22 protein-coding genes are annotated in these 25,334 nt (G+C 40.0%); 8 read left to right on the forward strand and 14 right to left on the reverse strand.

What is annotated here, in order from left to right; genetic code table 11:
* Positions 1-54 precede the first annotated feature (54 nt).
* Together KQP93_RS09285 and KQP93_RS09290 are read left to right on the forward strand one after the other, a co-directional pair.
* Positions 55-1,770 (forward strand): AMP-binding protein, encoded by a 1,716-nt coding sequence (locus tag KQP93_RS09285; RefSeq protein WP_217874140.1) that lies wholly within the window; start codon positions 55-57, stop codon positions 1,768-1,770.
* A 203-nt stretch (positions 1,771-1,973) separates the two neighbouring features.
* A complete protein-coding gene (locus KQP93_RS09290) occupies positions 1,974-2,948 on the forward strand; it encodes a transposase (RefSeq protein WP_217874141.1) in 975 nt (324 codons plus the stop codon).
* Between the two features lie 242 nt (positions 2,949-3,190).
* On the opposite strand, the gene gdhA is transcribed toward KQP93_RS09290, so the two are convergent.
* The 3 genes from gdhA to KQP93_RS09305 form a co-directional block, all read right to left on the reverse strand.
* Positions 3,191-4,543 (reverse strand): NADP-specific glutamate dehydrogenase, encoded by a 1,353-nt coding sequence (gene gdhA / locus KQP93_RS09295; RefSeq protein ID WP_217874142.1) that lies wholly within the window; start codon positions 4,541-4,543, stop codon positions 3,191-3,193.
* An 82-nt stretch (positions 4,544-4,625) separates the two neighbouring features.
* Positions 4,626-5,111 carry a hypothetical protein gene (locus KQP93_RS09300; RefSeq protein ID WP_217874143.1) on the reverse strand — a complete coding sequence of 162 codons (486 nt, stop codon included), beginning with the start codon at positions 5,109-5,111 and terminating at the stop codon, positions 4,626-4,628.
* A gap of 2 nt (positions 5,112-5,113) precedes the next feature.
* Positions 5,114-7,300 (reverse strand): LruC domain-containing protein, encoded by a 2,187-nt coding sequence (locus KQP93_RS09305; RefSeq protein ID WP_217874144.1) that lies wholly within the window; start codon positions 7,298-7,300, stop codon positions 5,114-5,116.
* 223 nt (positions 7,301-7,523) lie between these two features.
* On the opposite strand from KQP93_RS09305, the gene KQP93_RS09310 reads away from it, so the two are divergent.
* A complete protein-coding gene (locus KQP93_RS09310) occupies positions 7,524-9,680 on the forward strand; it encodes an ATP-binding protein (protein WP_217874145.1) in 2,157 nt (718 codons plus the stop codon).
* Here KQP93_RS09310 and KQP93_RS09315 read toward each other — a convergent pair.
* The 4 genes from KQP93_RS09315 to KQP93_RS09330 form a co-directional block, all read right to left on the reverse strand.
* Positions 9,673-11,067 carry a M28 family metallopeptidase gene (locus KQP93_RS09315; protein WP_217874146.1) on the reverse strand — a complete coding sequence of 465 codons (1,395 nt, stop codon included), beginning with the start codon at positions 11,065-11,067 and terminating at the stop codon, positions 9,673-9,675. The two genes, KQP93_RS09310 and KQP93_RS09315, sit on opposite strands and share 8 nt — an antisense overlap.
* 118 nt (positions 11,068-11,185) lie before the next feature.
* Entirely contained in the window at positions 11,186-12,094 is a 909-nt protein-coding gene (locus KQP93_RS09320; protein ID WP_217874147.1) for a sensor domain-containing diguanylate cyclase, read from the reverse strand.
* Positions 12,095-12,155: 61 nt separating this feature from the next.
* Positions 12,156-12,551, reverse strand: a complete 396-nt coding sequence (locus KQP93_RS09325; RefSeq protein WP_217874148.1) for a VanZ family protein — start codon at positions 12,549-12,551, stop codon at positions 12,156-12,158.
* A 3-nt stretch (positions 12,552-12,554) separates the two neighbouring features.
* A complete protein-coding gene (locus KQP93_RS09330) occupies positions 12,555-13,385 on the reverse strand; it encodes an alpha/beta hydrolase (protein WP_217874149.1) in 831 nt (276 codons plus the stop codon).
* 160 nt (positions 13,386-13,545) lie between these two features.
* Between KQP93_RS09330 and KQP93_RS09335 the strand changes: the two genes are divergently transcribed.
* Complete coding sequence (locus KQP93_RS09335) at positions 13,546-15,393, forward strand: ABC transporter ATP-binding protein (protein WP_217874150.1); 1,848 nt, start codon at positions 13,546-13,548, stop codon at positions 15,391-15,393.
* Between the two features lie 74 nt (positions 15,394-15,467).
* On the opposite strand, the gene KQP93_RS09340 is transcribed toward KQP93_RS09335, so the two are convergent.
* The 3 genes from KQP93_RS09340 to KQP93_RS09350 all read right to left on the reverse strand — a co-directional run bounded on the left by KQP93_RS09340 (position 15,468) and on the right by KQP93_RS09350 (position 17,403).
* A complete protein-coding gene (locus tag KQP93_RS09340; RefSeq protein WP_217874151.1) occupies positions 15,468-15,884 on the reverse strand; it encodes an MAPEG family protein in 417 nt (138 codons plus the stop codon).
* Between the two features lie 281 nt (positions 15,885-16,165).
* On the reverse strand, positions 16,166-16,906 hold the full coding sequence (locus KQP93_RS09345; RefSeq protein ID WP_217874152.1) for an SDR family oxidoreductase: 741 nt from the start codon (positions 16,904-16,906) through the stop codon (positions 16,166-16,168).
* Between the two features lie 29 nt (positions 16,907-16,935).
* Positions 16,936-17,403: a MarR family winged helix-turn-helix transcriptional regulator gene (locus KQP93_RS09350; RefSeq protein ID WP_217874153.1), complete on the reverse strand. Its 468-nt coding sequence runs from the start codon at positions 17,401-17,403 to the stop codon at positions 16,936-16,938.
* 223 nt (positions 17,404-17,626) lie between these two features.
* Here KQP93_RS09350 and KQP93_RS09355 point away from each other — a divergent pair, with 223 nt between their 5' ends.
* Positions 17,627-18,826 carry an Nramp family divalent metal transporter gene (locus KQP93_RS09355; protein WP_217874154.1) on the forward strand — a complete coding sequence of 400 codons (1,200 nt, stop codon included), beginning with the start codon at positions 17,627-17,629 and terminating at the stop codon, positions 18,824-18,826.
* A gap of 65 nt (positions 18,827-18,891) precedes the next feature.
* Here KQP93_RS09355 and KQP93_RS09360 read toward each other — a convergent pair whose 3' ends face one another.
* From KQP93_RS09360 to KQP93_RS09370, 3 genes are all read right to left on the reverse strand, one after another.
* A complete protein-coding gene (locus KQP93_RS09360; protein WP_217874155.1) occupies positions 18,892-20,118 on the reverse strand; it encodes an amidohydrolase family protein in 1,227 nt (408 codons plus the stop codon).
* A gap of 11 nt (positions 20,119-20,129) precedes the next feature.
* Positions 20,130-21,512, reverse strand: coding sequence for an amidohydrolase (locus tag KQP93_RS09365; protein ID WP_217874156.1), 1,383 nt, complete (start codon positions 21,510-21,512; stop codon positions 20,130-20,132).
* Positions 21,513-21,624: 112 nt separating this feature from the next.
* Complete coding sequence (locus KQP93_RS09370; protein ID WP_217874157.1) at positions 21,625-22,410, reverse strand: hypothetical protein; 786 nt, start codon at positions 22,408-22,410, stop codon at positions 21,625-21,627.
* A gap of 358 nt (positions 22,411-22,768) precedes the next feature.
* Here KQP93_RS09370 and KQP93_RS09375 point away from each other — a divergent pair, with 358 nt between their 5' ends.
* On the forward strand, positions 22,769-23,131 hold the full coding sequence (locus tag KQP93_RS09375; RefSeq protein WP_217874158.1) for a DUF3718 domain-containing protein: 363 nt from the start codon (positions 22,769-22,771) through the stop codon (positions 23,129-23,131).
* Between the two features lie 53 nt (positions 23,132-23,184).
* Here KQP93_RS09375 and KQP93_RS09380 read toward each other — a convergent pair whose 3' ends face one another.
* Positions 23,185-23,880 (reverse strand): hypothetical protein, encoded by a 696-nt coding sequence (locus tag KQP93_RS09380; RefSeq protein ID WP_054561387.1) that lies wholly within the window; start codon positions 23,878-23,880, stop codon positions 23,185-23,187.
* A 112-nt stretch (positions 23,881-23,992) separates the two neighbouring features.
* On the opposite strand from KQP93_RS09380, the gene KQP93_RS09385 reads away from it, so the two are divergent.
* Both KQP93_RS09385 and KQP93_RS09390 read left to right on the forward strand, forming a co-directional pair.
* Positions 23,993-24,853, forward strand: a complete 861-nt coding sequence (locus tag KQP93_RS09385) for a fructosamine kinase family protein (protein WP_217874159.1) — start codon at positions 23,993-23,995, stop codon at positions 24,851-24,853.
* 240 nt (positions 24,854-25,093) lie between these two features.
* On the forward strand, positions 25,094-25,297 hold the full coding sequence (locus tag KQP93_RS09390; protein ID WP_054561385.1) for a CPXCG motif-containing cysteine-rich protein: 204 nt from the start codon (positions 25,094-25,096) through the stop codon (positions 25,295-25,297).
* The last annotated feature ends 37 nt before the right edge of the window (positions 25,298-25,334 follow it).

The following is a 25,334-nucleotide window of genomic DNA, read 5'->3' on the forward strand; positions in this document are numbered from 1 at the left end:
CAATTCTTTTGCATCAAGTCCATGACAACAAATTAACCGGACACGGAGAATACAATGCAGACAAAGAACACACACATTAATGCGCTTCCACTTTCTCAAAGCTATTATCAAGGCCGTACAGACATTCCATTGATAGAACAAACAATTGGACAGTACCTTGATAATATTGTCGACAATTACCCTGATCACCCCGCAATTGTGGTTCATCATCAACAGATCCGATTAACCTATAGACAATACCAGCAGCAGATTAACCAGTTAGCAATGGGATTATTATCACTTGGCGTAAAACCTGGCGACCGGGTTGGTATTTGGTCTCCTAACAATATTGAATGGTGCTTAACCCAATTTGCTACAGCCAAGATTGGTGCAATTATGGTGTGCATCAACCCTGCATACCGACCAAGCGAATTAAAATACGCACTCAATAGTGTTGAGTGTTCAACACTTATCACAGCAAGTGAATTTAAAGCCAGTAATTATATAAACATGCTCAATGAGCTCGCACCGGAACTTAAAGATTCACAAGCAGGTAAATTAAATTTAAACGCTCTGCCACACCTAAAAAATATAATTCGTATTGGAGATGAGCCTGCTGCTGGCATGTTTAGCTTTACCGATATCATGCAGCGCGCAACAGATGCCCATAAGCTCGAGCTTGATGCAATTTCTGCCACTTTAAGCTGTGACCAAGATATCAATATTCAATTTACTTCTGGTACTACGGGTAATCCAAAAGGAGCGACCTTATCTCATAAAAACATTCTCAATAACGGATTTTTGATGGCCCAAGCGATGAAGCTGACACATGAGGATAAACTCTGTATTCCTGTACCGCTATATCACTGCTTTGGTATGGTGCTTGGCAATTTAGTATGTATAAGTAAAGGCGCCACCGCAGTTTTTCCGGGTGATTCATTCGACCCTAAAACAACCCTAGAAGTTGTTGAAAAGGAGCGCTGTACAGGCCTGCATGGTGTTCCAACGATGTTTATCGCCGAGTTAGAGCTTAAAGATTTTGCAAACTATGACTTATCTAGCCTACGAACAGGCGTAATGGCCGGCTCAACCTGCCCTGAGCAAGTTATGCGTAAAGTTCACTCATTAATGCATATGAAAGAAGTTGTAATTGGTTATGGCCAAACTGAGTGTAGCCCTATCAATAACGTGACCGAAACAGACTCGCCTCTCGAAAAACAAGTTACCACAGTGGGCCGTGCATTAGCCCATACTGAAGTGAAAATTATCGACGAGCTGGGTGATATTCAAAAAGTTGGCATACCGGGTGAAGTATGTAGTCGTGGTGCTGGAATTATGCGCTGCTATTGGAATGATGAAGAGAAAACGAAAGCAACAATTGATCAAGACGGTTGGTTACATTCTGGTGACTTAGGTGTGATGGACGAAGATGGCTTTGTTGCTATCGTTGGCCGAATAAAAGACATGATCATCCGCGGTGGTGAAAACATCTACCCAAGAGAAATAGAAGAAGTTCTCTACACCTACCCTGGTATTCAAGATGCGGCCATATTTGGTATTAGTGATGAAAAATACGGCGAAGAAGTGTGCGCTTGGATCCAACCTAAAGATGATGCAGTACTTGATGAAAGTGCCATTCGTGATTTCTTAAAAGACAAACTTGCCTATTTCAAAGTACCAAAGCACATACGCTTTGTTGAAGAATACCCAATGACAGTGACAGGCAAACTTCAAAAATTTAAAATGCGCGAACAAATGCAAGAGCTCCTAAGCGAAAAAGCCTTTTCGTAATCATTTTCTTGCAAAATACCCTCAAATTAAAAAAGCTCAGCACCGCTGAGCTTTTTTAATTTATTAAGACACCCACTTTTAAATATAAATAAATTAGACACCCATATTATGAAGAGATAATAATTCAGACACCCAACTTAATATTTCTCACTTCTCAAAATTATGACTAGACTTATATTGTTCAACTCATGGAGGAGAAGAGCATGGCAACCCCACGTAGAAACTTAATTAGCGTTTCAAACACGCCTTACTACCATTGTATTTCACGCTGCGTTCGTCGCGCTTATTTGTGTGGGCAAGACCCTCTAACGGGTCGTTCATATGAACACCGGCGCGATTGGGTTGAAAAGAAACTACTTCAACTTGGCAGGATATTTTGTATTGATATTTGTGCCTACGCGGTTATGAGCAACCACACTCATCTAGTCCTGCACATCGATATAGCAAAAGCTAAGCGTCTAAATAATAAAGCGATTCTTATTAGGTGGCACAAATTATTCAAAAGTACATTCCTTTGCCAACGATTCTTAAATGGCGAATTGCTAACACAAGCTGAACTCGCTGCGGTAAATATCAGAGTAAATTTATATCGAGAACGGCTCAGTAGCATCAGTTGGTTCATGCGTGTTCTTAATGAGGGTATTGCACGAAAAGCGAATCAAGAGGATGAATGTAAAGGTCGGTTTTGGGAAGGTCGTTTTAAGTCACAAGCCTTGCTGGATGAAGCTGCACTTGCTGCATGCCTTGCTTATGTTGATTTAAACCCAGTAAGAGCAAAAGCGGCTGATTTACCAGAAGAGTCTGACTACACCAGTATTAAATCTAGAATTAATGCAGCTCAAAATAATAAGCAACCAAAATCACTTATGCGCTTTGCAGGTAAACCACGTAAACATATGCCTAGAGGGCTACCATTTGAGCTCAAAACATATCTACAACTTGTAGATTGGACGGGCCGCTCAATACGAGATGATAAGCCTGGGAAAATACCAGAAGAGGCATTACCAATACTTGAAAGATTAAATATTTGTACAGAAAACTGGCTCACACTCACCACTTCCTTTACCCGCTCATTTAAAAATACAGCGGGTAAAGAGCAATCTATCTCTGCTTATACACATCAAATGAAACGAAAACGAAGAAGCTCTATAGCTAATAGCCAAGCTTTATTTTGTTAAATTCTTAAAACTTTCAACGACTACTTTTATTCTTCAATTTTTTATAAATAGTAAATGTCTACGTTCTGAAAATAACTTTAGCTAAAACTAAATGACCAACCCTTAAATCCAAATAACATAAAAGAACTAAACATCGTTTATATACAAAATTCGCTCAATCAAAAGCTGTGACTATCAAGTTTTTAAAAACTTAAAGTGGGTGTCTTTTTATAAAAAATGGATGTCACTTTAATTACGAAACATTACACAACTCCTTGTTTTAACATAGCATCTGCAACTCGTTCAAACCCCGCTATATTCGCACCAAGCACCAAATCGTGTTCATTAGAGTACTGTTTGGCGGTAGCTGAAATTGTATCGAAAATAGACTTCATAACTTGTTGAAGTTTTTCATCAACTTGCTCAGCTCGCCACTTTTGCATACTGGCATTTTGAGCCATTTCAAATTGACTCGTTGCAACTCCACCAGCATTTGCAGCCTTACTTGGCCCTAAAAATACATCATGCTCTTTAAAAACTTTTAACGCATCAGCGGTGGTCGGCATGTTTGCACCCTCGCATACAACAGAGCAGCCATTTTCAACCAAAGCTTCAGCATCTTTTTCAGTAATTTCATTTTGGGTTGCACAAGGAAGTGCAATATCTGCATCATACCGCCACACTTGATGTCCGTCGCTTGGATATTGATTTACTGACGTAAATTCAGCACCTTTATGCTCGTTTAAGTAATCTCTTAGCTCTGCACCTTGCTCAGTTTTTAAGTGTTTTACAAGAGCCACATCAAGCCCATCTTTACAATATAAGGTCCCTTTTGAATCACTACAGCTAAGAATAACAGCATCGTATTGGTCAAGCTTTTCCATCAAATACAATGCGACGTTACCAGCACCAGAAACTAGGCATCGCTTACATCTTAAAGAATCGCCTTTAGCATCTAGCATGGCACTTAAAAAATATGCAACACCATAGCCAGTAGCTTCGGTTCTCAGTGAAGAACCCGCCATAACCTCAGGCTTGCCTGTTAACACCCCTTCAAATTGATTAGTGATCCGTTTATGTTGACCAAATAAATAACCAATTTCTCTCGCTCCAACGCCAATATCACCAGCAGGAACATCTGTGTTAGCACCTATGTGACGATAGAGTTCAGTCATATATGACTGACAAAATCGCATAATTTCATTGTCACTTTTTCCTTTAGAGTTAAAGTCAGCACCGCCTTTAGCGCCTCCTAATGGCAACCCTGTGAGTGCATTCTTCAAAACTTGCTCAAAGCCTAAAAACTTCACCACACTTTGATTGACACTCGGATGGAATCTCAAGCCTCCCTTATATGGGCCTAGAGTTGAGCTAAATTCGATTCTAAAACCACGGTTAACTTGCACTTTGCCGTTATCATCAAGCCAAGGAACCCTGAATATTGCTTGCCTTTCAGGCTCAACTAACCGCTCTAGAATTGCCTGCTGTTGATATTCATTATTCCCTTCTACTACCTGATTTATTGATGAAAGCACTTCTTCAACAGCTTGATAAAACTCAGGTTCATTTGGGTTAGACTTTTTTACTGATTGCAGTACCTCTTCGATATATTGCATTACAAAATCCTCTTTCAAGCCGTTGAAAATATTCAGTCTATTAGAATTAAACTGAACAGAACATAATATCGATCACTCAAGTTTAACGAATAGTGAACACCGCAGATTGCTCCCCATCATATTGCCACTCAAAACGAAGAGGTTCACTTTGAGCATCATAAAACCAAACTTCTGCCACCAGCTCTAAGGCACTATTTGCCAGCATCACAGTCGACGTTAATTTGCTTTGCTTTAAAGGTGCCCGCAATAAGCATTGATTGTAATCAGCCTTATTATCATCGCCTTTCAAGCAGATATTTAAATAAGCTCTGCTATCACCCATGTTTAAATCAACATCTATGTTGAGTTCCATCTTGCTACTTAAATCAAATTCAGGAGCAATCGTTAGCTCAGCCATCGTCTCTGTTTCCACACTCGTATCAGGTGGTGTTGTTTCCGGGGGGGGCGTGTTTGTGGTGGGTGTCTGCGCAACAGTTGTACTTTCCGCCTTGGTTGAAGTGCTACCTTCGCCACCGCCACCACACGCAGATAAAATTAAGCTCATGATTAATATAGTATAATGCTTCATGATTATTCTCCTCGTAAAATAACATTCGAAAGTTTTGCACTATTAAACCAAAGTGTACTTTCACGCCCAGATGACTCAGCAAATGTTTTAAATTCGCTATAAGCATTGGTAATATCGACTTTTTCTTTTGGGTGAGCCCACTGTGACCCAACCTCTATAGCCCAAGGTAAACCGGTAGGAGATTGGAAGTAATACCCAAATAGATTATTTGATGCATCGTCACTGCCAGGGTAATTAAATAAGCTTTGATCGAACTTTTCTGTTGGTGCTTGATTTTTTAAATGAACTTCCCAACTTCTTGGGTCTTTGCCACTTAAAAATTGACCATGGCTATACCCAGACGCTCCGAATATAAAAGGATCTAACGTGTATTTTGGTGCATTGACTAAAGATAAACCTGCATTTAAAGAAACGCTTAAAGTGAAACTCACTTTGTCACTGGCATAGCAACCATTTTCAGTTCTAAAGAAACTACATCCGCTTTGATTAGTTACATATGACCAAGTATCAGGCATTATAACTAGAATAGCTTCATTAACACCTTCCTCTAAAACGGTATGCGTCTGTATTTCATTATTAATGATTAAACTTATCTCGCTTTCATTTACTTGGCTTCGTAAAACTCTTTTGATGTTGTCACCTGAATTCTGAGCCAATCTAACAGCAAAGCCGTTATGGTAACTTGCGCCTATACCAACTAATTCACCTTCAATTTTATAACCAAGTGCTTGGCCATCTTCCTCTATTAACTTTGTACGATAATTAACAACTAAATCATTAAAGTCATAATCACCAGCGAAAGGCCATTGGTCCTCATACGCAAGGGTTACCCAACCATTCTCACTTGGGTATACCAAACTGCCATAAGTGGTTACCGGGTAATCCTCGACTTCACCGCCTGTTACCCCACCACTTGCCGTAATTGGGTTAGCTTCACTGCCATCGGTTACACGAAAGCGTGCCCATGTTGCTCCCATCGAAGCATCACTCGGTACATCAACCAACACACTGTTATCACCTTGATTTAAGCGGTATTTGCTCACTGTGATTTCGTCTGGATCAAACTGGAAATTTTGATCCCAATCGAACCAGGCATATAAATAGCCGTTATCATTAGGTGCGGTCACTATTACTTGGCTGGTAGAACCTGCAACAAAATCAGTGACAAACTTAACCCCATCATCTGAGCTATCGACGGGTGAAGCCTGTAAATCTGCCGCAGTGTTAATATTTTCACCATCAACAACGGCCCCTAGATAGACTAAATTTGATTGATCTTCATTAGGGTCAAACAAATGGCGAGCACCACTATCAGCAAGCGCTGTTTTATATGGCATAGGTGCATCGCCAAAGTCGATTGAGTTATCAGTTACTTTTACTTCTGCAATAGCACAGCGAGCGCCATCATTTTGATTAGATGTTGGCCCTAAGGTGAACACTGCTGCGGTGGGTGTATAACCAACGATAGGACTGGTACTCAAATCTACTTTATGGATTTTACCGCTGCGGTTATTACTAAAATAAAATTGCCCTTGCACATCAAAATAGCCAGCACCGTTAGCGCCAGTATCCCCGGCTATGTCGAGGTTTGCTATAAAAGTGGGTGTCTGATTATCTAAATTGATTTCGTACAGGTCGCCATTTGACTCAACCGCATACAAAAGATTGCTATGTGGATGAAAAGCAAAATCATAAATAGCTAAATTCCAGTTCGCTGAGCCTGCAACTAATTGCGCCTGATACTCGTCGGCCTCTTCAGTTAAATCAATGCCATACAAACCAAATTTAGGGTGATATAAATAGTAAACCGCCCGATTAGTTTCACTATTTACATGAATATCACCAACATAAAAATTGGTATCTGGCAGACCATTTACATTCAAACGTTGTAAAATATAATCGTCACCAATACGTACAACACTTCTCGGGGCTTGTTTACTAAAGCCATACATATATTGGTCTTGATAATTAAAGCCAACCGCATTAACACTGTCGTTATTAGCTTCTGTTGTAAAATTCATTGATGCAGCAAGCACTGTGGCTTTTGCAGACACCAAGTCAACGCCATACATTTGCGCAGGCGAACCTTGAATCAAAAATGCTTTACTTGGGCACTGTTCAAATGGTTCTGCACTTACAAAGCCTGTTGCAAGTGCTGTTATTAGGTAAGCGGGTATATTACTTTTCATAATTACACTCTCCTGTGGATGTGTCATTACTCAAAGCAGTAACCATTCCAAAATATAACTCTATCTATAACAAACGGTTATTAAAAATCAGACTGAGTATTTGCAAGATGCAAGAGGCATAATTGCATAATGCAATTCTTTTTAGCTATAAAAGCAAATCATTCCCACTTAAAAGAATGACATGCTAGACTAGTTAGGTATAAAAATAATAATAAACCCTACTATGAAAATTAAAGCCCCTGTTATTCTGTACTTTGCCTTATCAATTAACAGTGCTTTTGCATCAACACTGCAACAAAACATTGATGAAGCCAGAATAATCAGTGACTACCAAAAACGATATGACTATTTAAAAGCCATCGATAAAAAGCTTATTGAGTCTGCCAGCCTTGCAGAACAAGTAAGTTATAACGTTAGATTAATTCACGTTCACATACACCTCGGCCAATTTCAACAAGCGCAAACTATCATTGATGAACTTGAAGCGGGCTCAAAATACAAAAAAGACTCCCCCATATACAGCGAGTTGTATCTAGCGAAAGCGCGGTTGGCATATAGAAAAAGTGACTTAGAAACCGCAATTTATTTATCGCAACAAAATGTCGCCCTATTTCAGCGCTTACAACTTACCCATTATGAAATTGATGCCGTGGCGAGTCTTGTCAGTGCTTATCATAATGCTGGCGAATATCAAGCAGCCTTAAACTTGCTTGAAGTTTATATTCACGACAACAATCGCGAATTAACCTTAAAGCAAAAAGAAATGCTCTATCATGGTTATTCGCGTAATCTTGAACAGTTAGACCGCTTAACGCTTGCACTCGAATATAAGCTAAAACGCCGTGAAGTTATTCAACAGATGTCGCCGTCTATCTCGTTACAAGCTGGCATAAGTTATTCAATTGCTCAGAGTTATTTAGATTTAGAACAATACGAAAAAGCAAAGAACGAGTTTATTATAGCTCTTAGTTTTGATAGGCAAACAGGTTCACTTTCTGATATCGGACATAGTTTAGTTAAGCTTTCCCAATGCGAATATGGGCTAAAAAACTACCCTGCAGCACTTGAATACGCACTAGAGGCTCAACAGGTGTTCGCAAGTTATAACAGCACGAGAAATACTGCCTGGGCAAATCATAATATTGCGATCAATTTGCTCGAAATAGATAAACCTGACCAAGCATTAACCATTGAAAAACAAGTGATCACTGAACTAAAGCAAGACGATCACTTATATATTGATGTATTACTCACATTAGCAAAGCTATACATTGGCTCTACTGAGCACGAACAAGCTAAACATTATGCTGAGCAAGCCTACCAGTTAAGTAACCAAAAAAATAAGCTGCAAAAGCAAATCACAGCCCTAGAACATTTGATCACTGTGGCAGAACAACAAGCTGATTATAAACAAGCACTTTCATACCAACGGACTATTACAGAGCTTGAAAAAGGCTTTGCCCGCAATAACTACAATCAACGTTTAGCTGAGCTACAAAACTCTATTGCTATGCGCGACCGTGATTTGGCCATTCAAGATTTAAAACTACAAGACAGTGAAAAAAGCCAAGCAATTGCCTCACAGCGACAAACTATCTTATACAGCATTTTATTATTTAGCCTGCTTTTAGCTGTAATGGGCATTTCTTTATTAAGAGTGAGGCAAAGAAAACAGCTTATTGAACAGCGCCGAAATTACCTAGATAAACAAATCAGCCAACGTAGTAAGTTATTATCACAAGTTGCTCACGAACTAAGTGGTCCATTAACCGGGTTACGCTTACACCTAGAAACTCTTCAAGCAGGCTTAACGCAATTTAATGAGCTTACATACGAAAAGCTCAACCAAAAAATCACCGATATGGCAACTTTAGTGACTGATTTAAATAAAATTTCACTTTTAGAACAAAGCAGCTTTCAGCTCAACGTAACAACAATTAATGCGGCTGAGTATTTCCAGAGCTTACACGCAGATATGGCAATCCAGCTTGATAAGTTTCAAGTGGAGTTCACACAAAATGTTGCTGATGAATTAAACTTTGAGTGCGATGCAACACGGCTTTCACAGTTATTTGCAAACTTGATCAGTAATTCGCTTAAGTATACAAATCACCCTGGTAAGATTAATTTGAGGATTAGCCAAAGCCAAACACAGCTCTTAATCTGCTATGAAGATTCAGCCCCAGGCGTCAGCGACGAGAGTTTAGCAAAGATTTTTGACCATCTTTATAGAGTGCCAGACCTAAAAACAGTGAAACAATCAGGTTCAGGAATTGGGCTTGCGATAGTAAAACAAATTGTCGAAGCCCATAACTGGCGTATTACAGCAGTTCATAGCCAACTGGGTGGTGTCCGCTATGATTTAACGATCCCTATTTAGTTGATTTGTCTGGCCATTCAAACGCGCCAACATCACCAGGAAATACAACCGGTGATTCAATACCGTCTTTGTTTACAGCGGCAACACCAAAATAGTAGTTATCGATAACAACGTTTTTCAGTGTAGCTTCGGTTACTTTGCCAACATCGCGGCTAAATTGCCATTGTGGCTCACTGGTATAACGCCAATAGATTTTATAACTGACCACCGTTGGATCATCGCTTTTATGCCACGCTAATGTTGTACTTGGCTTTACAGCACCTGAAATACTAACACCTGTTGGTGGCGCAGGAGCCCACGCCATTGAAGCCATCGTCACTGCATTAAGTGAGGTTAACTTCGCCGCATAGGCAAAATCTACATTGTCAATGGTGTCACCGTAGGTAATACCATTTTCAGTACGCAAGTCTTGATGCTGTTGATTATAGTTTTCGTTGGTTTCCATTATACGCACAGCTGCAAAGCCAACATCGTTAAATGGACGATGATGCCCTCCTCGACCAAAACGATCGAGTCGATATACCAACATAGTATCCAGATTTTCAATGTAGCGATTTGCAATTGTATCTATGTAACGCGCTAGGTTTCGACTTGCAGAGTCAACCTCACCACCGGTAAAACGGCGTTTATGGGCTTGCTCTTTGGTTTCTATAACGCGAGTGCCTTCAGAGAAGATACGTGCAGTTGTGTTATCTGTTACCCCATTAATACCGGTTGAATTACCGATCATGTCGTTGTTTAAAACACCATGAACACGCCAGTTATGCTCTTGTGCATACTTAGCTAAAATTTTACCGCCAAACAAGCCTTGCTCTTCACCAGATAATGCTGCATAAACAATTGAGCCATTAAATTTATACTTTGATAAAACACGCGCCGATTCCAGCACGCCAGCCACACCAGATGCATTATCGTTAGCCCCTGGCGCATCTGAGGTATAGTCCATTACATCAGACACTCTCGAATCAATATCACCCGACATCATAACCATACGATTCGCATCAACTTGACCGCGCTGAATAGCCACAATATTGACAACTTCAACCGGGTTTGGAATACGCTTTTCACCGGAAATGGTGTCTTTTACTTCAATAATTTCTAGGCAGTTACCGCAGGCTTTAGAAATTGCCTCAAACTCAGACTTGATCCAACGTCTTGCAGCACCAATACCGCGCGTATCCGATTTCGTCTCAGAGAGAGTATGGCGAGTGCCAAAATCAACCAGCGTTTGAATGTCTTGCTCTATACGTGTTTTAGAAACAGCATTTGCAATATCATGCAAAGCTTGTTGATCTTTATATTGAGGTGTTGTGGCATGAACTGCCGAGACCAATAACAGCGATGAGCTAAACAAAGCACCCGTTGTTGTTATTTTACGCTTAAACATAGTTTCACTCCTTCAATGAATCATTCAAGGCTAACTTATATTTCTTTTCGCGCAATAGTTATGAGTTAGAAAACAGATTATTAGGTTGAAACCATATACCAGCATTATCTTAGATAAATTACCCTGTATTTTTAGCGCCGGGTAACTTTATTCCGTCATTATAAAACATCATACGATTACCCCCTTCATACTTTGCTTTGTACATGGCTTTATCGGCACACTGAATGAGAAATTCTGCGTCACCATAATGCTCGGGGAACAATACGGCACCAATACTTGGCGAGTAAATAAGCTCTGCATCGTTATAAATTAAGGGTTGGCAAATCTCAGCTATCAATTCATCAACGATTTCGATGACGTCTTGTTTGTGTTTAATGCTATTGAGGATCACCACAAATTCATCGCCCCCTAAGCGCCCTACACTGTCTTCTTTTTTTAATATATGACGAATACGCATGGCAATGGTTTTTAAGAGTTTGTCGCCAGCGCCATGGCCATGAATATCATTAACTTGCTTAAAGCCATCAATATCGATAAACAGTACTGCAATCACGGTTGAAATGGTGTTCGCAATCGACAATGATTCTTCAAGCTGGGTGGTTAAGAAACTGCGGTTGGGGAGATCAGTTAAAGGGTCATGCCCTGCCATATAAATCAGTTTTTGTTCGAGGTTTTTTTGCTCTGTAATGTCATAAGCAATAGCCACTCTAACTTGCTTTTCTTTTGACCAATAAACCGACCACAAAACATGCACTACTCTGCCATCTTTTCTAACCCAACGGTTTTCAAATCGTGGGTGCTGATTATTAACCACTATTTGATTAATGGCATTGATGGTTTTGGCTCTGTCTTCTGGATAGACAAAGTCGAGCATGTTTCTATTGATGGCTTCTTCTGGCGCGTATCCGAAAATTGTTTCAAAGGCTGGATTAGTAAAAAGTAACGTGCCTTTGGCATCAACTACGCATACTGCATCGAGTAGAAGCTCAATAATGTCTGACAAATAATCCGAGGTATCTTTGTTCATACGCAACTTTTAAGCTAGGTCTACACTGAGTATAGACGAAACCTAACAAGTCACTGAAAGTTTAGACCTTAGTTGGATATAACTTTTTGCAAAGCCAAGCTGAAATAGCGCTAAATACCGCAATACCCGTAAAGTCAGCAATTAAATCGACAAAGTCTAGCGTTCGAGATTCGACAAAATTCTGGCTTAGCTCTTCTAAAATCACAAATGTACTAACAATCAACACAGCTAAATAAATAGGCCGCCCAGCAACGTTCATTGTTTTAAACTTAAAGGCTAGGTTGATGAAAAGCGTAAGTAGTCCAAATAAGCAAAAATGGCCCAACTTATCACCGAAAGGAATTGCCGCAACGAGTTCGAAAAACACCGACTTTTGCCCAGTATTGGCAAGATAAATAACCCAACCAATAAAACCAAAAAAGCTGATGGCAATTAACACAAGGATACGTTGAAACATCTTTTATGGCGCCATATGTGAGGTTAAAAATAAAAATTGATAGGCAATCACTTTATTCCAATAGTGCCAGTCATGAATGCCCGGACGTTCAACATAGTCATGGCGAATGCGCATTTTTAACATCGCTTGATGCAGCGCTCGGTTTTGATCAATAAAAAAGTCATCAACACCAATATCAAGCATAATCGATAAGGTATCTCCGCCCTTTTTCCATGCCGTATTACCTGCTGCAATTTTATGAAGATTGTTAATAATGGCAATGCTATCCCATTTACCTTTGTTCTCAGCGTAACTGCCAAGTACTTTTGCAAGGTCAAACTCTGCACTAAAGGGCCTAACATCGACACCTGCAGACATCCCTGAAACTGCTGCAAACTGGGCTGGGTGATTTATTGCAATGTGCAAGGCACCAAAGCCCCCCATTGATAAGCCTGTTATACCACGGCCACTTTTAGACCGATTAGTCGAATATTTAGAGTCGATATAATTTAGTAAATCGTCTGCGATGTAGGTTTCGTATTGCGAGCTTTTGTCGATATCAGAATCGAGATACCACGAACCGAAGTTGCCATCTGGGTTAACAATGATGACATCATATTGGTCTGCCAGTTTTTCAATGTTTGTCAGCTTAGTCCAATCGCTGTGATTTCCACTGTAGCCATGTAATACATAGATAACATTGTACTTTTTTGAGTCCTGATAGCCATCAGGTAATGTCACCGTTACAGGTTTCTCGATGGCGGTTTTTTTGCCCTTAAATATGTGGGTGTCGGTTTGGTAGGCACAAAGCGGTAAGCTAAAAACGAGGGACAGCGTACAAAGCAACTTTTTCATCATTAATTCCTTTTTCTTATTATATTTTCATTTCTCACACTAGATGTAAATAACTGAATAGTTGATAGATTTTAATCTTAGTTTTTAAATTAAATGAACTGCTAAAAAACCACTCAAATGATATAGTAAGGCCACTTTGATTTTTTAAAAAGCGTCGTCTATGTATCGTTTATTTGAGCGGATGACTAATCCGTTTCCTAAAGAGCAACCCTCTCAGCCACCTAATAGCTTATTTGCTTTTTGCCGTCATTATACCCGTGGCATGGAGCTTTCATTGCTGCTAATGTCGTTAAGCGCCGCAGCACTCGCTATTTTAGAAGTATCGCTATTTAGTTACATGGGCCAGCTTGTCGATTGGCTTGGCGAATACACCCCAGATACCTTGTTTGTTGAACAGCAGGCTGAGCTTACAAAAATGGCAATTATGTTGCTGGTGGTGTTGCCTATTGTCGTGTTCTTTCACTCAGCGGTGTTACATCAAGCGCTGCTTGGCAACTATCCTATGTCTATCCGTTGGTTAGCACACCGTTATTTGCTTCGTCAGAGTGTTAGTTTTTATCAAAACGAATTTGCCGGCCGTATTGCGACAAAAGTAATGCAAACCTCATTAGCTGTTCGTGAATCAGTGATGAAATTGCTCGATGTTCTAATGTATATCGTGGTCTACTTTGGCGCTATGGTGTTTTTGGTCGCAGAATCTGACTGGCGTTTAATGTTGCCATTATTAGTTTGGTTAGTTCTTTATGCAGCTATTCAAATGTATTTTGTACCAAAGCTCAAGAAAGTAGCCAGCTCGCAGGCTGATGCGCGCTCAGAAATGACCGGACGTGTAGTTGATAGCTACACTAACATTTCGACTATCAAATTGTTCTCCTACACACAGCGAGAAGAACAATATGCAAAAGATAGCATGGATGTGTTTTTACAACCGGTATATAAGCAAATGCGCTTAGTTACTAGCCTAAACTTCTCTATCAACACACTAAATTACTTATTGGTATTTAGTATTGCTGCCCTCTCTTTGTATCTATGGTCAATTAGCGCCATCAGTGTTGGTGCTATCGCCATTGCGGTGAGTTTATCACTGAGATTAAACGGTATGGCACAGTGGATCATGTGGGAGATAAGTAGCCTATTTGAAAACATTGGTACTGTTGCTGATGGTATGAAAACCCTATCAACACCAATTGAAGTGGATGATAAAGAAAATGCGAGTACCCTTGCAGTTAATGAAGGGTCGATAAGCTTTGAGAATGTGCAATTTAACTATGGTAAAGCTGCCAACGAAACCCATCGCGGCCCTGTTATCAATGGTTTAAATCTAGACATCAAACCGGGTGAAAAAATAGGTTTAGTGGGTCGCTCTGGCGCAGGTAAATCTACCTTAGTGAATTTATTACTGCGTTTTTATGATGTTGACTCGGGCACAATTCGTATTGATGGTCAAAACATCGCTGAGGTAAGCCAAGAAAGCTTACGTAAGCACATTGCGATGGTGACGCAAGATACCTCACTGTTACACCGCTCAGTGAAAGATAACATTCTTTATGGTAGACCCGATGCAACTGAAGATGAAATGCTTGCGGCCGCAAAGCAAGCAGAAGCAATTGAGTTCATCGAAGACCTTGAAGACAGCAAAGGCAATAAAGGCTTTGCCGCACAAGTTGGTGAGCGCGGTGTGAAGCTTTCTGGTGGTCAACGTCAACGTATTGCTATTGCACGAGTCCTTCTAAAAGACGCGCCAATTCTTATATTAGATGAGGCAACCAGTGCTCTTGATTCTGAAGTAGAAGCCGCGATTCAAACTAGCCTAGACGATTTAATGACTGGCAAAACAGTGATTGCCATTGCACACCGTTTATCAACTATTGCGCAAATGGATAGGCTCATTGTGCTTGATGAAGGTGGCGTGGTTGAACAAGGCTCTCATGAGCAATTAATCGCACAAGGTGGCATCTATGCTGCCCTGTGGTCACATCAAACCGGTGGCTTTATCGGCGTTGAGTAGCTAGGTTTTCACTATTAAAAAAGGCATTGAATGAGTATTCTTTCAATGCCTTTTTTATATGTTAGCAATGCTGTTTAAATCAAACGTAAACCAATCAGAACGAGCATCACAATATTTGCCAAAGCAGCGATTAAAAAGAAATAGCTGCGTGGGCTTGGATTCTTCTCAGTAGCCACACCATAATACAGCAGCATATGAATGATCCTTGCAATCACATACACCCATATACACAGTGCAAATGCGCTGCTGTTCAAGTTTAAAAAGAACCCAAGAAATACGGTACCTAAAAATAACGGGCTATTTTCTAAGGTATTCATAAATGTGCGATGCGAACGAAACACAAAGCTGTCATGACTTAATGAATTATCGAGTTTACCAGGCACCGCATTGGGTTGTTTGGCTTTAGTGACAGCTGCAACTATCCACTGAATAGTTAGCATAATTAGAAAAACATACACAGCTGCATAAGCTGAAAAAGTAAGTTCAGGCATTTTCATTTCCTTTTGTATAACAACATGAATGCCTATCCCCTGCAAAAAACCAACCAATTTAAAGCACTGATTTATAGGTTGTTATTTATATGATTTAGTTATTGCTGTAACAATTGTTCGCAGAGTGTATAAATTTTACAGCGTTGATGAGCAAATTATGAAGTAAGAATAGATGTGAGTATTATTTGAAGCTTAAGAAAACTAAATTTATTTTTAACCGGTCGCTAAACTAAAACGGTGCTTAAAAAAGCACCGTTAATTTTACTGTACATTTATTCAAACTATTGAATATAAGCCCCACCACAAACCGGGTTGTAAGTGCCCGTAATATGGCCACTTTTCTCGCTTGCTAAATAGCGCACTGTGTTCGCAACATCTTCCGGTTGAGCAATTTTTTGCGTCGGAGTGTGTTGTCTAATCATTTCTTTGAACTCTTCTGGCGCTTCTTTTGTTGCATCTGTTTCTACAAGACCAGGCGCAACGATATTTGAAGTGATCCCATAAGGACCAAGCTCTTGAGCCAAATATTTATTAAAACTATCAAGCGCGCCTTTTGCAGTACCGTGAGCAATAAAAGCAGGTGCTGGCATTTCTGATAACGTGCTTGAGATAAATATTAATCGACCAAACTGCTTTTCTTTCATTACTTTAGCTGCAAGTTGAGCGGTGTTGTAAGCTGCAAACATTTCATCATTTAATTTTTGAGAAAATTCCTGCCAAGTCTGCTCAAGAAAAGGCTTCGAAGTAAAATTCATATTCGCATTTGAGATAAGTGCATCAACTCCGCCGTGCTGGCTGATATTATTTATCATTTCTTCAACTTGAAGCTGATCACGGACATCTGCTTTAACAGCAAAGGCTTCTCCACCATTTGCAGTTATTTCATCAGCAAGCTTGTTAGCAACTTCTGAACTATTTACATAATTAATAAATACTCGGTAACCTTCAGCGGCCAATGCCTTTGCGCAAGCTGCACCAATACCGCGCGCACCACCTGTAATTAATGCATTTCTTTTAGACATACTAATTCCTTATTAATAAAAAATAAAATTTATGATTTGAGCAAAGCTCGAAGATTTGAGACAACCTTAAGTAATAGCTCTTGCGATTCATTTAAACCTTTAAGATCAATATGATTTTGAGAATCATCTAAAACACTCTGAGCAATTTTTGTGCATTCATTCACAACATCGAGTGACTGCTCTGTCAGATTAACCAATTTTGTACGGCTATCGGTTTCTGACTTAACTCGCATAACCCAGCCATTTTTCTCCAATACTTCAACTGAGCGGCTTACACTTGATTTTTCAAGATACAAAATGTCACAGATTTGGCTTTGTGATATGGAGCCATATTGCTTTAGAGTTAAGATCACTCCCCATTGTTCAGCTGTGATATTGATACCTGCCTGCTTAAACCGGGAAGTTAAAAGCCGATTAAATAAACGACTCGCTAAACCTGTTAAATGTCCTATAGAGACTGTTAAAGGCACTTCTGCTTGATGTTTAATATTTTCCAAAAGCGTTCACCACATTTAGTTGCATATACAACAAAGTATCTTAAATAAGACTTACTTGCAATTAGCATTATTAAATTTTCTTAAATTTCGATTCAGGTTAGCCTTGTTGCTATTTCTACTTTACCGCAGCCTTAAGAGCCTTTACCCTTACCTATTGATCATTTTGTGGTATGAATAATATTTCACCACAAAAATACTAAAACTCTAATAATAAAGGTTTTTTATGCGTTTAGGTCCCGGACTTCTGGTCACCGCTGCTTTTATTGGCCCAGGTACCATCACCACGGCAAGTGTTGCTGGTGCTAATTTTGGCTTTGCTCTTATTTGGACTTTATTGTTCTCTGTTGTAGCGACTATTTTGTTGCAATCTATGGCAGCTCGTCTTGGCGTGGCTACAGGGCTAGATTTAGCCTCAGCACTTAGAACAACCATTCAAACACCGGTATTTAAAGCCCTGGCTGTAATATTAGTAATAAGTGCGATTGGCATTGGCAGTGCAGCTTATGAAGCAGGCAATCTGACTGGTGCAAGTTTAGGACTGCAAGAAATACTACCTGCTGTAAGCCCAATACTCTGGACTCCCCTTATTGCAATTTTAAGTGCAGTTCTTTTGTACACTGGCAAACATAAAGTCATTGAGGGTGCGTTAATTGTTTTAGTGGTGTTGATGAGTTTAGTGTTTATTTCAACGCTAGTGATGGCGGCTCCGCCACTTGGTGAAGTGCTAAAAGGGTTTATACCTAGCTTACCAGATAATTCAATCACCACGGTACTTGCCTTGATTGGCACAACAATTGTGCCCTACAACCTGTTTTTACACTCTGGGGTACTTGCTGAAAAACACGATAGTTCAAAAAACATCGACAAAGTAATCAAAGAAACAAACCTTGATACAGGTATTTCGATTACTTTAGGTGGCATAATCACGTTAGCAATTTTATCGACAGCCTCTGTGGCATTTTATGGTACTGATGCAGGTAAAATATCAGCGGCCAATATGGCTGTGCAACTTGAGCCCCTTCTAGGTGGTATGGCTCATTATTTCTTTGCTATCGGTTTATGTGCAGCTGGGCTTACTAGCGCAATCACCGCACCGCTTGCGGGTGCTTATGCTGTATGCGGCATGCTTGGTTGGTCAACACAAATGAGTGATACACGCTTTAAACTGGTTGCTATTACTATCCTTGTTTTTGGTGCACTGGTCGCATCGCTTGGACTTGATCCAGTTGCGGTTATCATCTTTGCGCAAGCTGCCAATGGTTTATTACTTCCAATTGTAACCTGTTACCTTGTATGGTTAGTGAATCAAAAATCGGTGATGAAAGGCTACACTAATTCGCTTTTACTTAACCTTGTGATTGTGCCAGTAATACTGCTTATATTTGGCCTTAGCCTTTATAAACTAAGCAATCTTATTTTTTAGTTTTTAATTTGAAAAAAGCATTAAAAAAGGCCGCAAATTTGCGGCCTTTCCGTATGCTTAAACGCTTATTTAGTATAAGCGCGTGGCATCGCTGAATCAGTTGTATAACGATCGCGCAGTTTATCTTGACGCGCTTCGGTTGAAACTTCTTCACCGTTAATCCACATTTTGCTTACGTGTGAGTTAAGCTCAAATGGATCTGCAGACCACATAACTAGGTTTGCGCGTTTACCTTTGGCTATTGCGCCTGAGTTTAAACCAAAAACATCAGCAATATTGCTGGTTACTGCGCTAAGTGCACCTTGTTGGCTCATACCGTATGACACAGCATTACCTGCATCAAAACGTAATTGGTATACATTGTGGCTTGAGTCACCAGCAACACCAATAATGACTTTTACACCAGCTTTTTCAAGCTTACCTGCGTTAGCAAGGTTTGCATGTAATGAATCAAAGCTACCCGGTAAGTTAGCCATAGAACTGATGATCACAGGTACATCCGCTTTAGCTAGAGCATCCGCAACCACAACAGCATCATCAGCACCATGAATCACTAAATTGATGCCATAGGCTTCTTTTAACTTAACAAGCTCATAGATGTCTGATGCGCGTTGAACACTCGCAATCAGTGGCATATCTCCCGAAAGCACAGCAGCTAGCACTTTTTGCTCTGTTGATGGCTCTTTTTTATCATCTTTTTTAGCTGACTTTTCGCCTTCAAGCTTGTCGATAAGTGTTTTCATCGACATAGCACGTGAGCCTTTACTCTTTTCACCTAAGTGAACAACAAGCGCAACTTGCTTTTTATTTACGCTTTCAAAGCTGCCTGATAGATCAACTACAGATGCAAGACCCGCAAAGATACTGTCACCGCCGTTTGGTACAATCACGTCTTGAGTAATGCCGCCTTTGCGTGCATAAGGAATTAAGCTACTGCGTGGGTTGAACGCAAGGCTTGGATCAAAATCAATGCCCGCTTTGTCGTCACCACCATCGCGTGACCCTGCAACAGCACCCACTTCGACTAAGCCTAATTGGTTCATAGTACCAATAAAGCCAGCAGTCACGATTTGGCCTTTTGCATCAATGGTTGTATCCGCGTCGATAGACGCTGGGTTTATAGCAACAATTTTGCCATCTTCAATAACAACGCTTGCGCCTTCAAGTACGCCTTGCTTTGTTGAAGTGTGTAGTGTTGCATTTACAATCGCTACCGATGCAGCACTTGCTGTCGCAGAAAATAAGCCAGCAGCAACAAGTGACAGCTTTAATGATTTAGTTAATTTTGTCATCAATGTTACTCCTATTTTTGACCTAGCATGAAATCACTTTGTGCTTGGTATTTATCATCATTACGATCATAAACTTTGGCACCATCGATAAATACTTGTTCAGCTTTGGCATAAACACTGAATGGGTTTTGGTTCCAAATAACCACATCAGCTTGCTTACCTGCTTCAAGTGAACCTGTCTTATCATCAATACCAAGTGATTTAGCCGCGTTTGAGGTGATCCACTTAATTGCGTGTTGCTCAGAGATGTCATAACCCACATCATTCGCGCGATACATCACTTTACCAGCCTCTTGGTTTAAGCGTTGGATAGTTGTATCTGAATCAGAGTGAACAACGGCACATGAATTTTTAACAGCATCTACAATTGCTACGTTCTCTTGAACCATGTCGTAGGCTTCCATTTTAAAGCCCCACCAATCTGGCCAAAGTGCCGCACAGTTACCGTTCTGGGCAAGTAAGTCAGCAATTTTGTATGCTTCAACGCCGTGATGGAAAGTACCTGAGTGATAACCAAACTCTTTACCAAGGTCGATCATCATGGCCATTTCTTCTGCTTTATAACAGTGGTTATGGATTAAAATGTCACCTTCTAACACACCTGCTAAAGTATCTAGCTTAATGTCGCGATGAGGTGCAGCAGGGTTTTTACCCGCAGCATAGTCACTTTCGTATTTATCCCATTCGCGTTTGTACTCTGTAGCGTCAATCCACGCAGTGCGATAGCCCGCCATGTTACCCATACGCGTTGATGGTAAAACACCTTTGCGGCCATAAACACGTTTCGGGTTTTCACCACATGCCATTTTTAAACCATACGGTGCTTCAGGAAATTTCATACCTTGCATTGTGTGCGAAGGAATGTTTTTAAGTGTTACACCGCGGCCACCAATTAAATTTGCTGAACCAGGTAGAATTTGTAATGACGTAATACCGCCTTCACGAGCACGGTTAAAGCCTGGATCTTGTGGCCATACTGAATGCTCAACCCATACTTCTGCAGTCACAGGGCTGGTCATTTCATTACCATCTTGGTGAGATGCCACTGATGGAGTTGGGTATGCACCTAAATGTGAATGCACGTCAATAATACCCGGTGTTACCCACTTACCTTGTGCATCAATTGTTTTATCAGCTTGAACAGCAAGGTCTTTACCTACTTGTTGTACTTTGCCATCAACAAAGAATACATCTGCGTCATCTAAACGTTCACCAGTGCCAGTTAAAACAGTGGCATTAGTGATTAACGTACTTTGTGATGCAAGTGGCTGATAAGTGCTTGGGTATGGGTTTTTGTTAATTGAGACTTTTGGATCTTGTGGGCCATTGTCTTGGCAACCCGCTAACGCGACACCAAGCGCCATAACCAACAAGGATGGTGCAAATTTTTGCATTCTTACGTTCCTCTTTTTTATTATTTAATTACTTTAACTAATTGTTAATTCTAATGCGAGTAAACGAGGCCAGTCACCAATATTCAAGACGAACAACCAGCCTCACAGAGCACTATTTCTTTATGTAGTTGTTATATAGCTGCTCTAGCGCACCTTCGGTAGTTAAGCTCGGATCTTTGTTGATAAAATGTTTCACAGTTCGAGTTACAAAGTCTGAATTTTGCTTATGCTGCTTTGCAAAACTTTTAATCAGTGAATCAGCATCGTTAGCTGCGGTTACTTTTTCGTTTCGATGGCGATATTGACTCAATGCACGGTTAAAATCACCGTTATAATCTTCTACCACAAGCTTATAGAACTCTGTTCTGTCGACTTGTAAATCATTAATGCAGTAATTAAGCGCGTCTTTAAAGTCATAAAAGACTTTGCCTTGCACATCAAATTCGGCACGCTTCTCACGAATAGTGACGCTGGCATCTTCAGTTGCATAGCTATAACCTTGAAATGCTACTCGCTCTGCCGCCTCTGCACCTAACTTCATGCCGGCTTTAATACTGTGCACAAACTCATCACTCATATCGTGAAGTTCACTCTCATGCCACATGTGATAAATTCTCAGCGCTTTTGCATATTTTGTTGAAAGTTTCTTTTTAAGCTTTGTAACTCGCCCATTAATCGTCAGCACTCGTTCGTTATGCAGTAATGCAAAGCACTCATAACAAGCTGGAATTGATATAAATTCAGCCTCTTCGCCTAAATCTATAATGCTTTGCAGCATATGCAGTGGCGGACAAAAATCTCGCTCAGTTGCTTCACAACCACAATAAAAACATTGATTAAAGTGTTTTGATTCAGATGCATAGGCTTGTTGATAATAGCCTGCTAATTTTGTGGTCACTCATGCTCCTTATACTTTGATTAGCCTTTTTAAGAAAAGCTAGAGTTAATACTTAAATGTAACAGCTACGTAAAAATCAAGCCTTTAATACGAGCTAAAACACGTTTTAAAAAAATAAATGAAAAAAATTTCAGCCTATATGTGTCAAAATTCACACTTTAAAATAGCACTTATCAAGCGGTTAGTTTTGCTTGTTCACATCTACATACTTACTTACATCTTGTCGATTTTCATTAACAGCAATTGTTCTTGTTTAGCGTAATACTTTAAATGTGCCCAGCAAACAGGAAGTGTGAAGTATCCATAAAAGCGAGGTCGCACATACTAAACGTAATACGGACAACAACTGGAGAGAAAGATGAATACGTTAACTACAGCACTAGGTACAGCATTAATTTTAGGTTCTTCACTAGCAGCAACTGATGCAAGTGCAGCACAATTTGTCGCAGCAGATAACTCGCCTGGCACGCAGGCTTGCATGGCCATTGCCTCTAACAAACCATTAAACGTATCGAGCACAATGCGCGACCTACGCTTGAGCAAACGCGTAATGACAGAAAAACTACTTTGTAATGATATGACGACCGATAAGTTTGCAAGCACTTATGGTTTTCATAACTCTGCAAAATACTTAAATTTTGAAACAGCAACAAAAACCAGTATCCAAGATATTGCTAACGTATCTGATGACACAGTGATTGTAATTGCTGGTTCTAAATAATGATGAATTCACTGTAGCAGGTCTTTAAAGGCCTGCTACAAATTTCTTATTCATTAGACTAGCGCAGCGATCAGGCCAAATAAACCGCCAAACACCCCACCCCAAATCACTAACCAACCTAAATGTTCTTTGATCATGGTTTGAATAATATCTTTCACCATGGTTGGCGTAAGCTCATTTAAACGCTCATCAACTAAACGCTCAACAGTACTGTGCAATGATCCACCAAGATGAGAGTTAGCAAATAGCTTTTCATCAAGAATGGTTTTAAATTCGTCGCTCTTTGAAATATCAATCACCGCTGCTTTCATTTTTTCAATGAAAGGTTCACGCATTGGCTCAAGCGCATCACGGCCGCCAAACATCGACAACATGCCACCAAATTGTGAGTTTTCGATAACCTCAATCAAAGAGTCATAAGCCGGACTTAAATTAACTTCACTGATCACAGGCTCTAAATCAATATTAGGCTTAGCTAACGCCATGACCTGATCGATTTTCTCTTCGGCGAAGAACTCGGTCATTACCAAGTTACGAATAGCCACTTTAAAAGACGCAAACTTTAAAGTTATAACCCCTGAGCCGTATAAAAATGGTACTTTTTCGAATAGCATGTGAATAGCAAGCCAGTTAGTTACTGCGCCCGATAACGCAAATAAACCAACAGAAAGCACAATTGCTTGTTCAAATAAAAATCCGACTAATACTAAGGCAAGCGCCACTAAATTAGTAATAAGACTTTTATTCATCTGACCCCTCATAAATACTTCGATAAACTTTAACAATATTAACGCTATGGGTTTGTTAATTCATCGTCTTTTTGCCATAGTTTAATTATATGGTTAAAAGGTGAACAAAATTATGTGGAATTCGGTGAATGAACAGATTAGCCAAGCGATGCACTTTGAATTTAAGCATACCTTTAAGCGCCAATTACAATCACCCAATAACGACAAATACTTCCAAATTGGTGATGATCTACACCACTTCTTTGTGAAAGTCGCTCACTTGAGTGATCTGGAGCGCTTAGAGTGCGAAGCCTTTAATCTAGAGCTATTAACCCAAGAAAGCCTATTTATGATCCCAGATTGCATCACCACAGGTTGCAATATCGAGTTTTCATTTATCGTGCTTGAATGGTTAGAGCTTGATAAACAGCCCCATACCAATTGGCATGAAATGGGTGAGCACCTTGCCCATTTACACCAAAAGCATACTCAAGCTATGTTCGGCTTAGATAACGATAATTTTCTTGGTCCTACTCTACAACCAAATCGCTGGCACAAAAAATGGGATGTATTTTTTGCTGAAGAACGTATTGGCTGGCAATTGCAGTTATTACAAGAAAAAGGCATTGAACTGGTCAACCAAGACACCTTCATCGCTTTTGTTAAAGACGCACTGCATAGCCATGTTGTACAACCTTCGTTATTACACGGTGATTTTTGGCGTCGAAATATGGGCTTTTATAATAATGTACCCAGCGTGTTTGACCCTGCTTGTTATTATGGTGATCGGGAATGCGATATAGCAATGAGTGAGCTTTATGCTCCACTGCCTGATAGCTTTTATGATGCCTACAACAATATCTACCCACTGCAGGTTGGTTACGAGCAACGTAGAGCCATCTATCAACTATACCCTATGCTCAATAATGCCAATATATTTGCTGGGCACTATCTTACTGAAGCAAAACAACAAATTGATCAGCTACTGAAATAAGCGCGAAATCACTGTAAAAGGAATGTCACAAACAGCTAAACACAGCTATATTTAACTTATAAAGCGTATTAATGAAGATGCTAACCGAATTGGTAGCACCACGTTTATATCAATGCTTATATCAATTCGGTTAGTGAGTTATATCAATCTAATTAAATCTAGATTCATTTTTGATGAGTTAGGGTTTAATGAAGATTGCAATTTAACGAACTCAGGCATGCCTGATTAAGGTAAAAGCTGATGAAAGACCAATACACACAACGGATTTCATGCCCTCACTGTGGCCACCACATTCATGTAGCACTTGATGCAAGTGACGGTGACCAAGATTACTATGAAGATTGCGCAGCATGTTGCAATCCCATCCATTTGAATATGCATATCGATTACGCACACAACAAACTTGAATTACATGTCGATAGTGACGACGAGCAAATTTTTTAATTTGCTCGTTTTATATATTTATTTAGCTCGTTTGATG

This window comes from Pseudoalteromonas shioyasakiensis, from assembly GCF_019134595.1.
GTDB classification, from domain to species: Bacteria; Pseudomonadota; Gammaproteobacteria; order Enterobacterales; family Alteromonadaceae; genus Pseudoalteromonas; species Pseudoalteromonas shioyasakiensis_A.

Bases quoted from the DNA above. Each gene is read 5' to 3' on its own strand.
- KQP93_RS09305 (WP_217874144.1), bottom strand. From the start codon at position 7,300: ATGAAAAGTAATATACCCGCTTACCTAATAACAGCACTTGCAACAGGC.
- KQP93_RS09285 (WP_217874140.1), top strand. From the start codon at position 55: ATGCAGACAAAGAACACACACATTAATGCGCTTCCACTTTCTCAAAGC.
- KQP93_RS09330 (WP_217874149.1), bottom strand. From the start codon at position 13,385: ATGAAAAAGTTGCTTTGTACGCTGTCCCTCGTTTTTAGCTTACCGCTT.
- KQP93_RS09310 (WP_217874145.1), top strand. From the start codon at position 7,524: ATGAAAATTAAAGCCCCTGTTATTCTGTACTTTGCCTTATCAATTAAC.
- KQP93_RS09345 (WP_217874152.1), bottom strand. From the start codon at position 16,906: ATGTCTAAAAGAAATGCATTAATTACAGGTGGTGCGCGCGGTATTGGT.
- KQP93_RS09335 (WP_217874150.1), top strand. From the start codon at position 13,546: ATGTATCGTTTATTTGAGCGGATGACTAATCCGTTTCCTAAAGAGCAA.
- KQP93_RS09365 (WP_217874156.1), bottom strand. From the start codon at position 21,512: ATGCAAAAATTTGCACCATCCTTGTTGGTTATGGCGCTTGGTGTCGCG.
- KQP93_RS09355 (WP_217874154.1), top strand. From the start codon at position 17,627: ATGCGTTTAGGTCCCGGACTTCTGGTCACCGCTGCTTTTATTGGCCCA.
- KQP93_RS09340 (WP_217874151.1), bottom strand. From the start codon at position 15,884: ATGCCTGAACTTACTTTTTCAGCTTATGCAGCTGTGTATGTTTTTCTA.
- KQP93_RS09315 (WP_217874146.1), bottom strand. From the start codon at position 11,067: ATGTTTAAGCGTAAAATAACAACAACGGGTGCTTTGTTTAGCTCATCG.
- KQP93_RS09325 (WP_217874148.1), bottom strand. From the start codon at position 12,551: ATGTTTCAACGTATCCTTGTGTTAATTGCCATCAGCTTTTTTGGTTTT.
- gdhA (WP_217874142.1), bottom strand. From the start codon at position 4,543: ATGCAATATATCGAAGAGGTACTGCAATCAGTAAAAAAGTCTAACCCA.
- KQP93_RS09300 (WP_217874143.1), bottom strand. From the start codon at position 5,111: ATGAAGCATTATACTATATTAATCATGAGCTTAATTTTATCTGCGTGT.
- KQP93_RS09320 (WP_217874147.1), bottom strand. From the start codon at position 12,094: ATGAACAAAGATACCTCGGATTATTTGTCAGACATTATTGAGCTTCTA.
- KQP93_RS09380 (WP_054561387.1), bottom strand. From the start codon at position 23,880: ATGAATAAAAGTCTTATTACTAATTTAGTGGCGCTTGCCTTAGTATTA.
- KQP93_RS09385 (WP_217874159.1), top strand. From the start codon at position 23,993: ATGTGGAATTCGGTGAATGAACAGATTAGCCAAGCGATGCACTTTGAA.
- KQP93_RS09360 (WP_217874155.1), bottom strand. From the start codon at position 20,118: ATGACAAAATTAACTAAATCATTAAAGCTGTCACTTGTTGCTGCTGGC.
- KQP93_RS09290 (WP_217874141.1), top strand. From the start codon at position 1,974: ATGGCAACCCCACGTAGAAACTTAATTAGCGTTTCAAACACGCCTTAC.
- KQP93_RS09390 (WP_054561385.1), top strand. From the start codon at position 25,094: ATGAAAGACCAATACACACAACGGATTTCATGCCCTCACTGTGGCCAC.
- KQP93_RS09375 (WP_217874158.1), top strand. From the start codon at position 22,769: ATGAATACGTTAACTACAGCACTAGGTACAGCATTAATTTTAGGTTCT.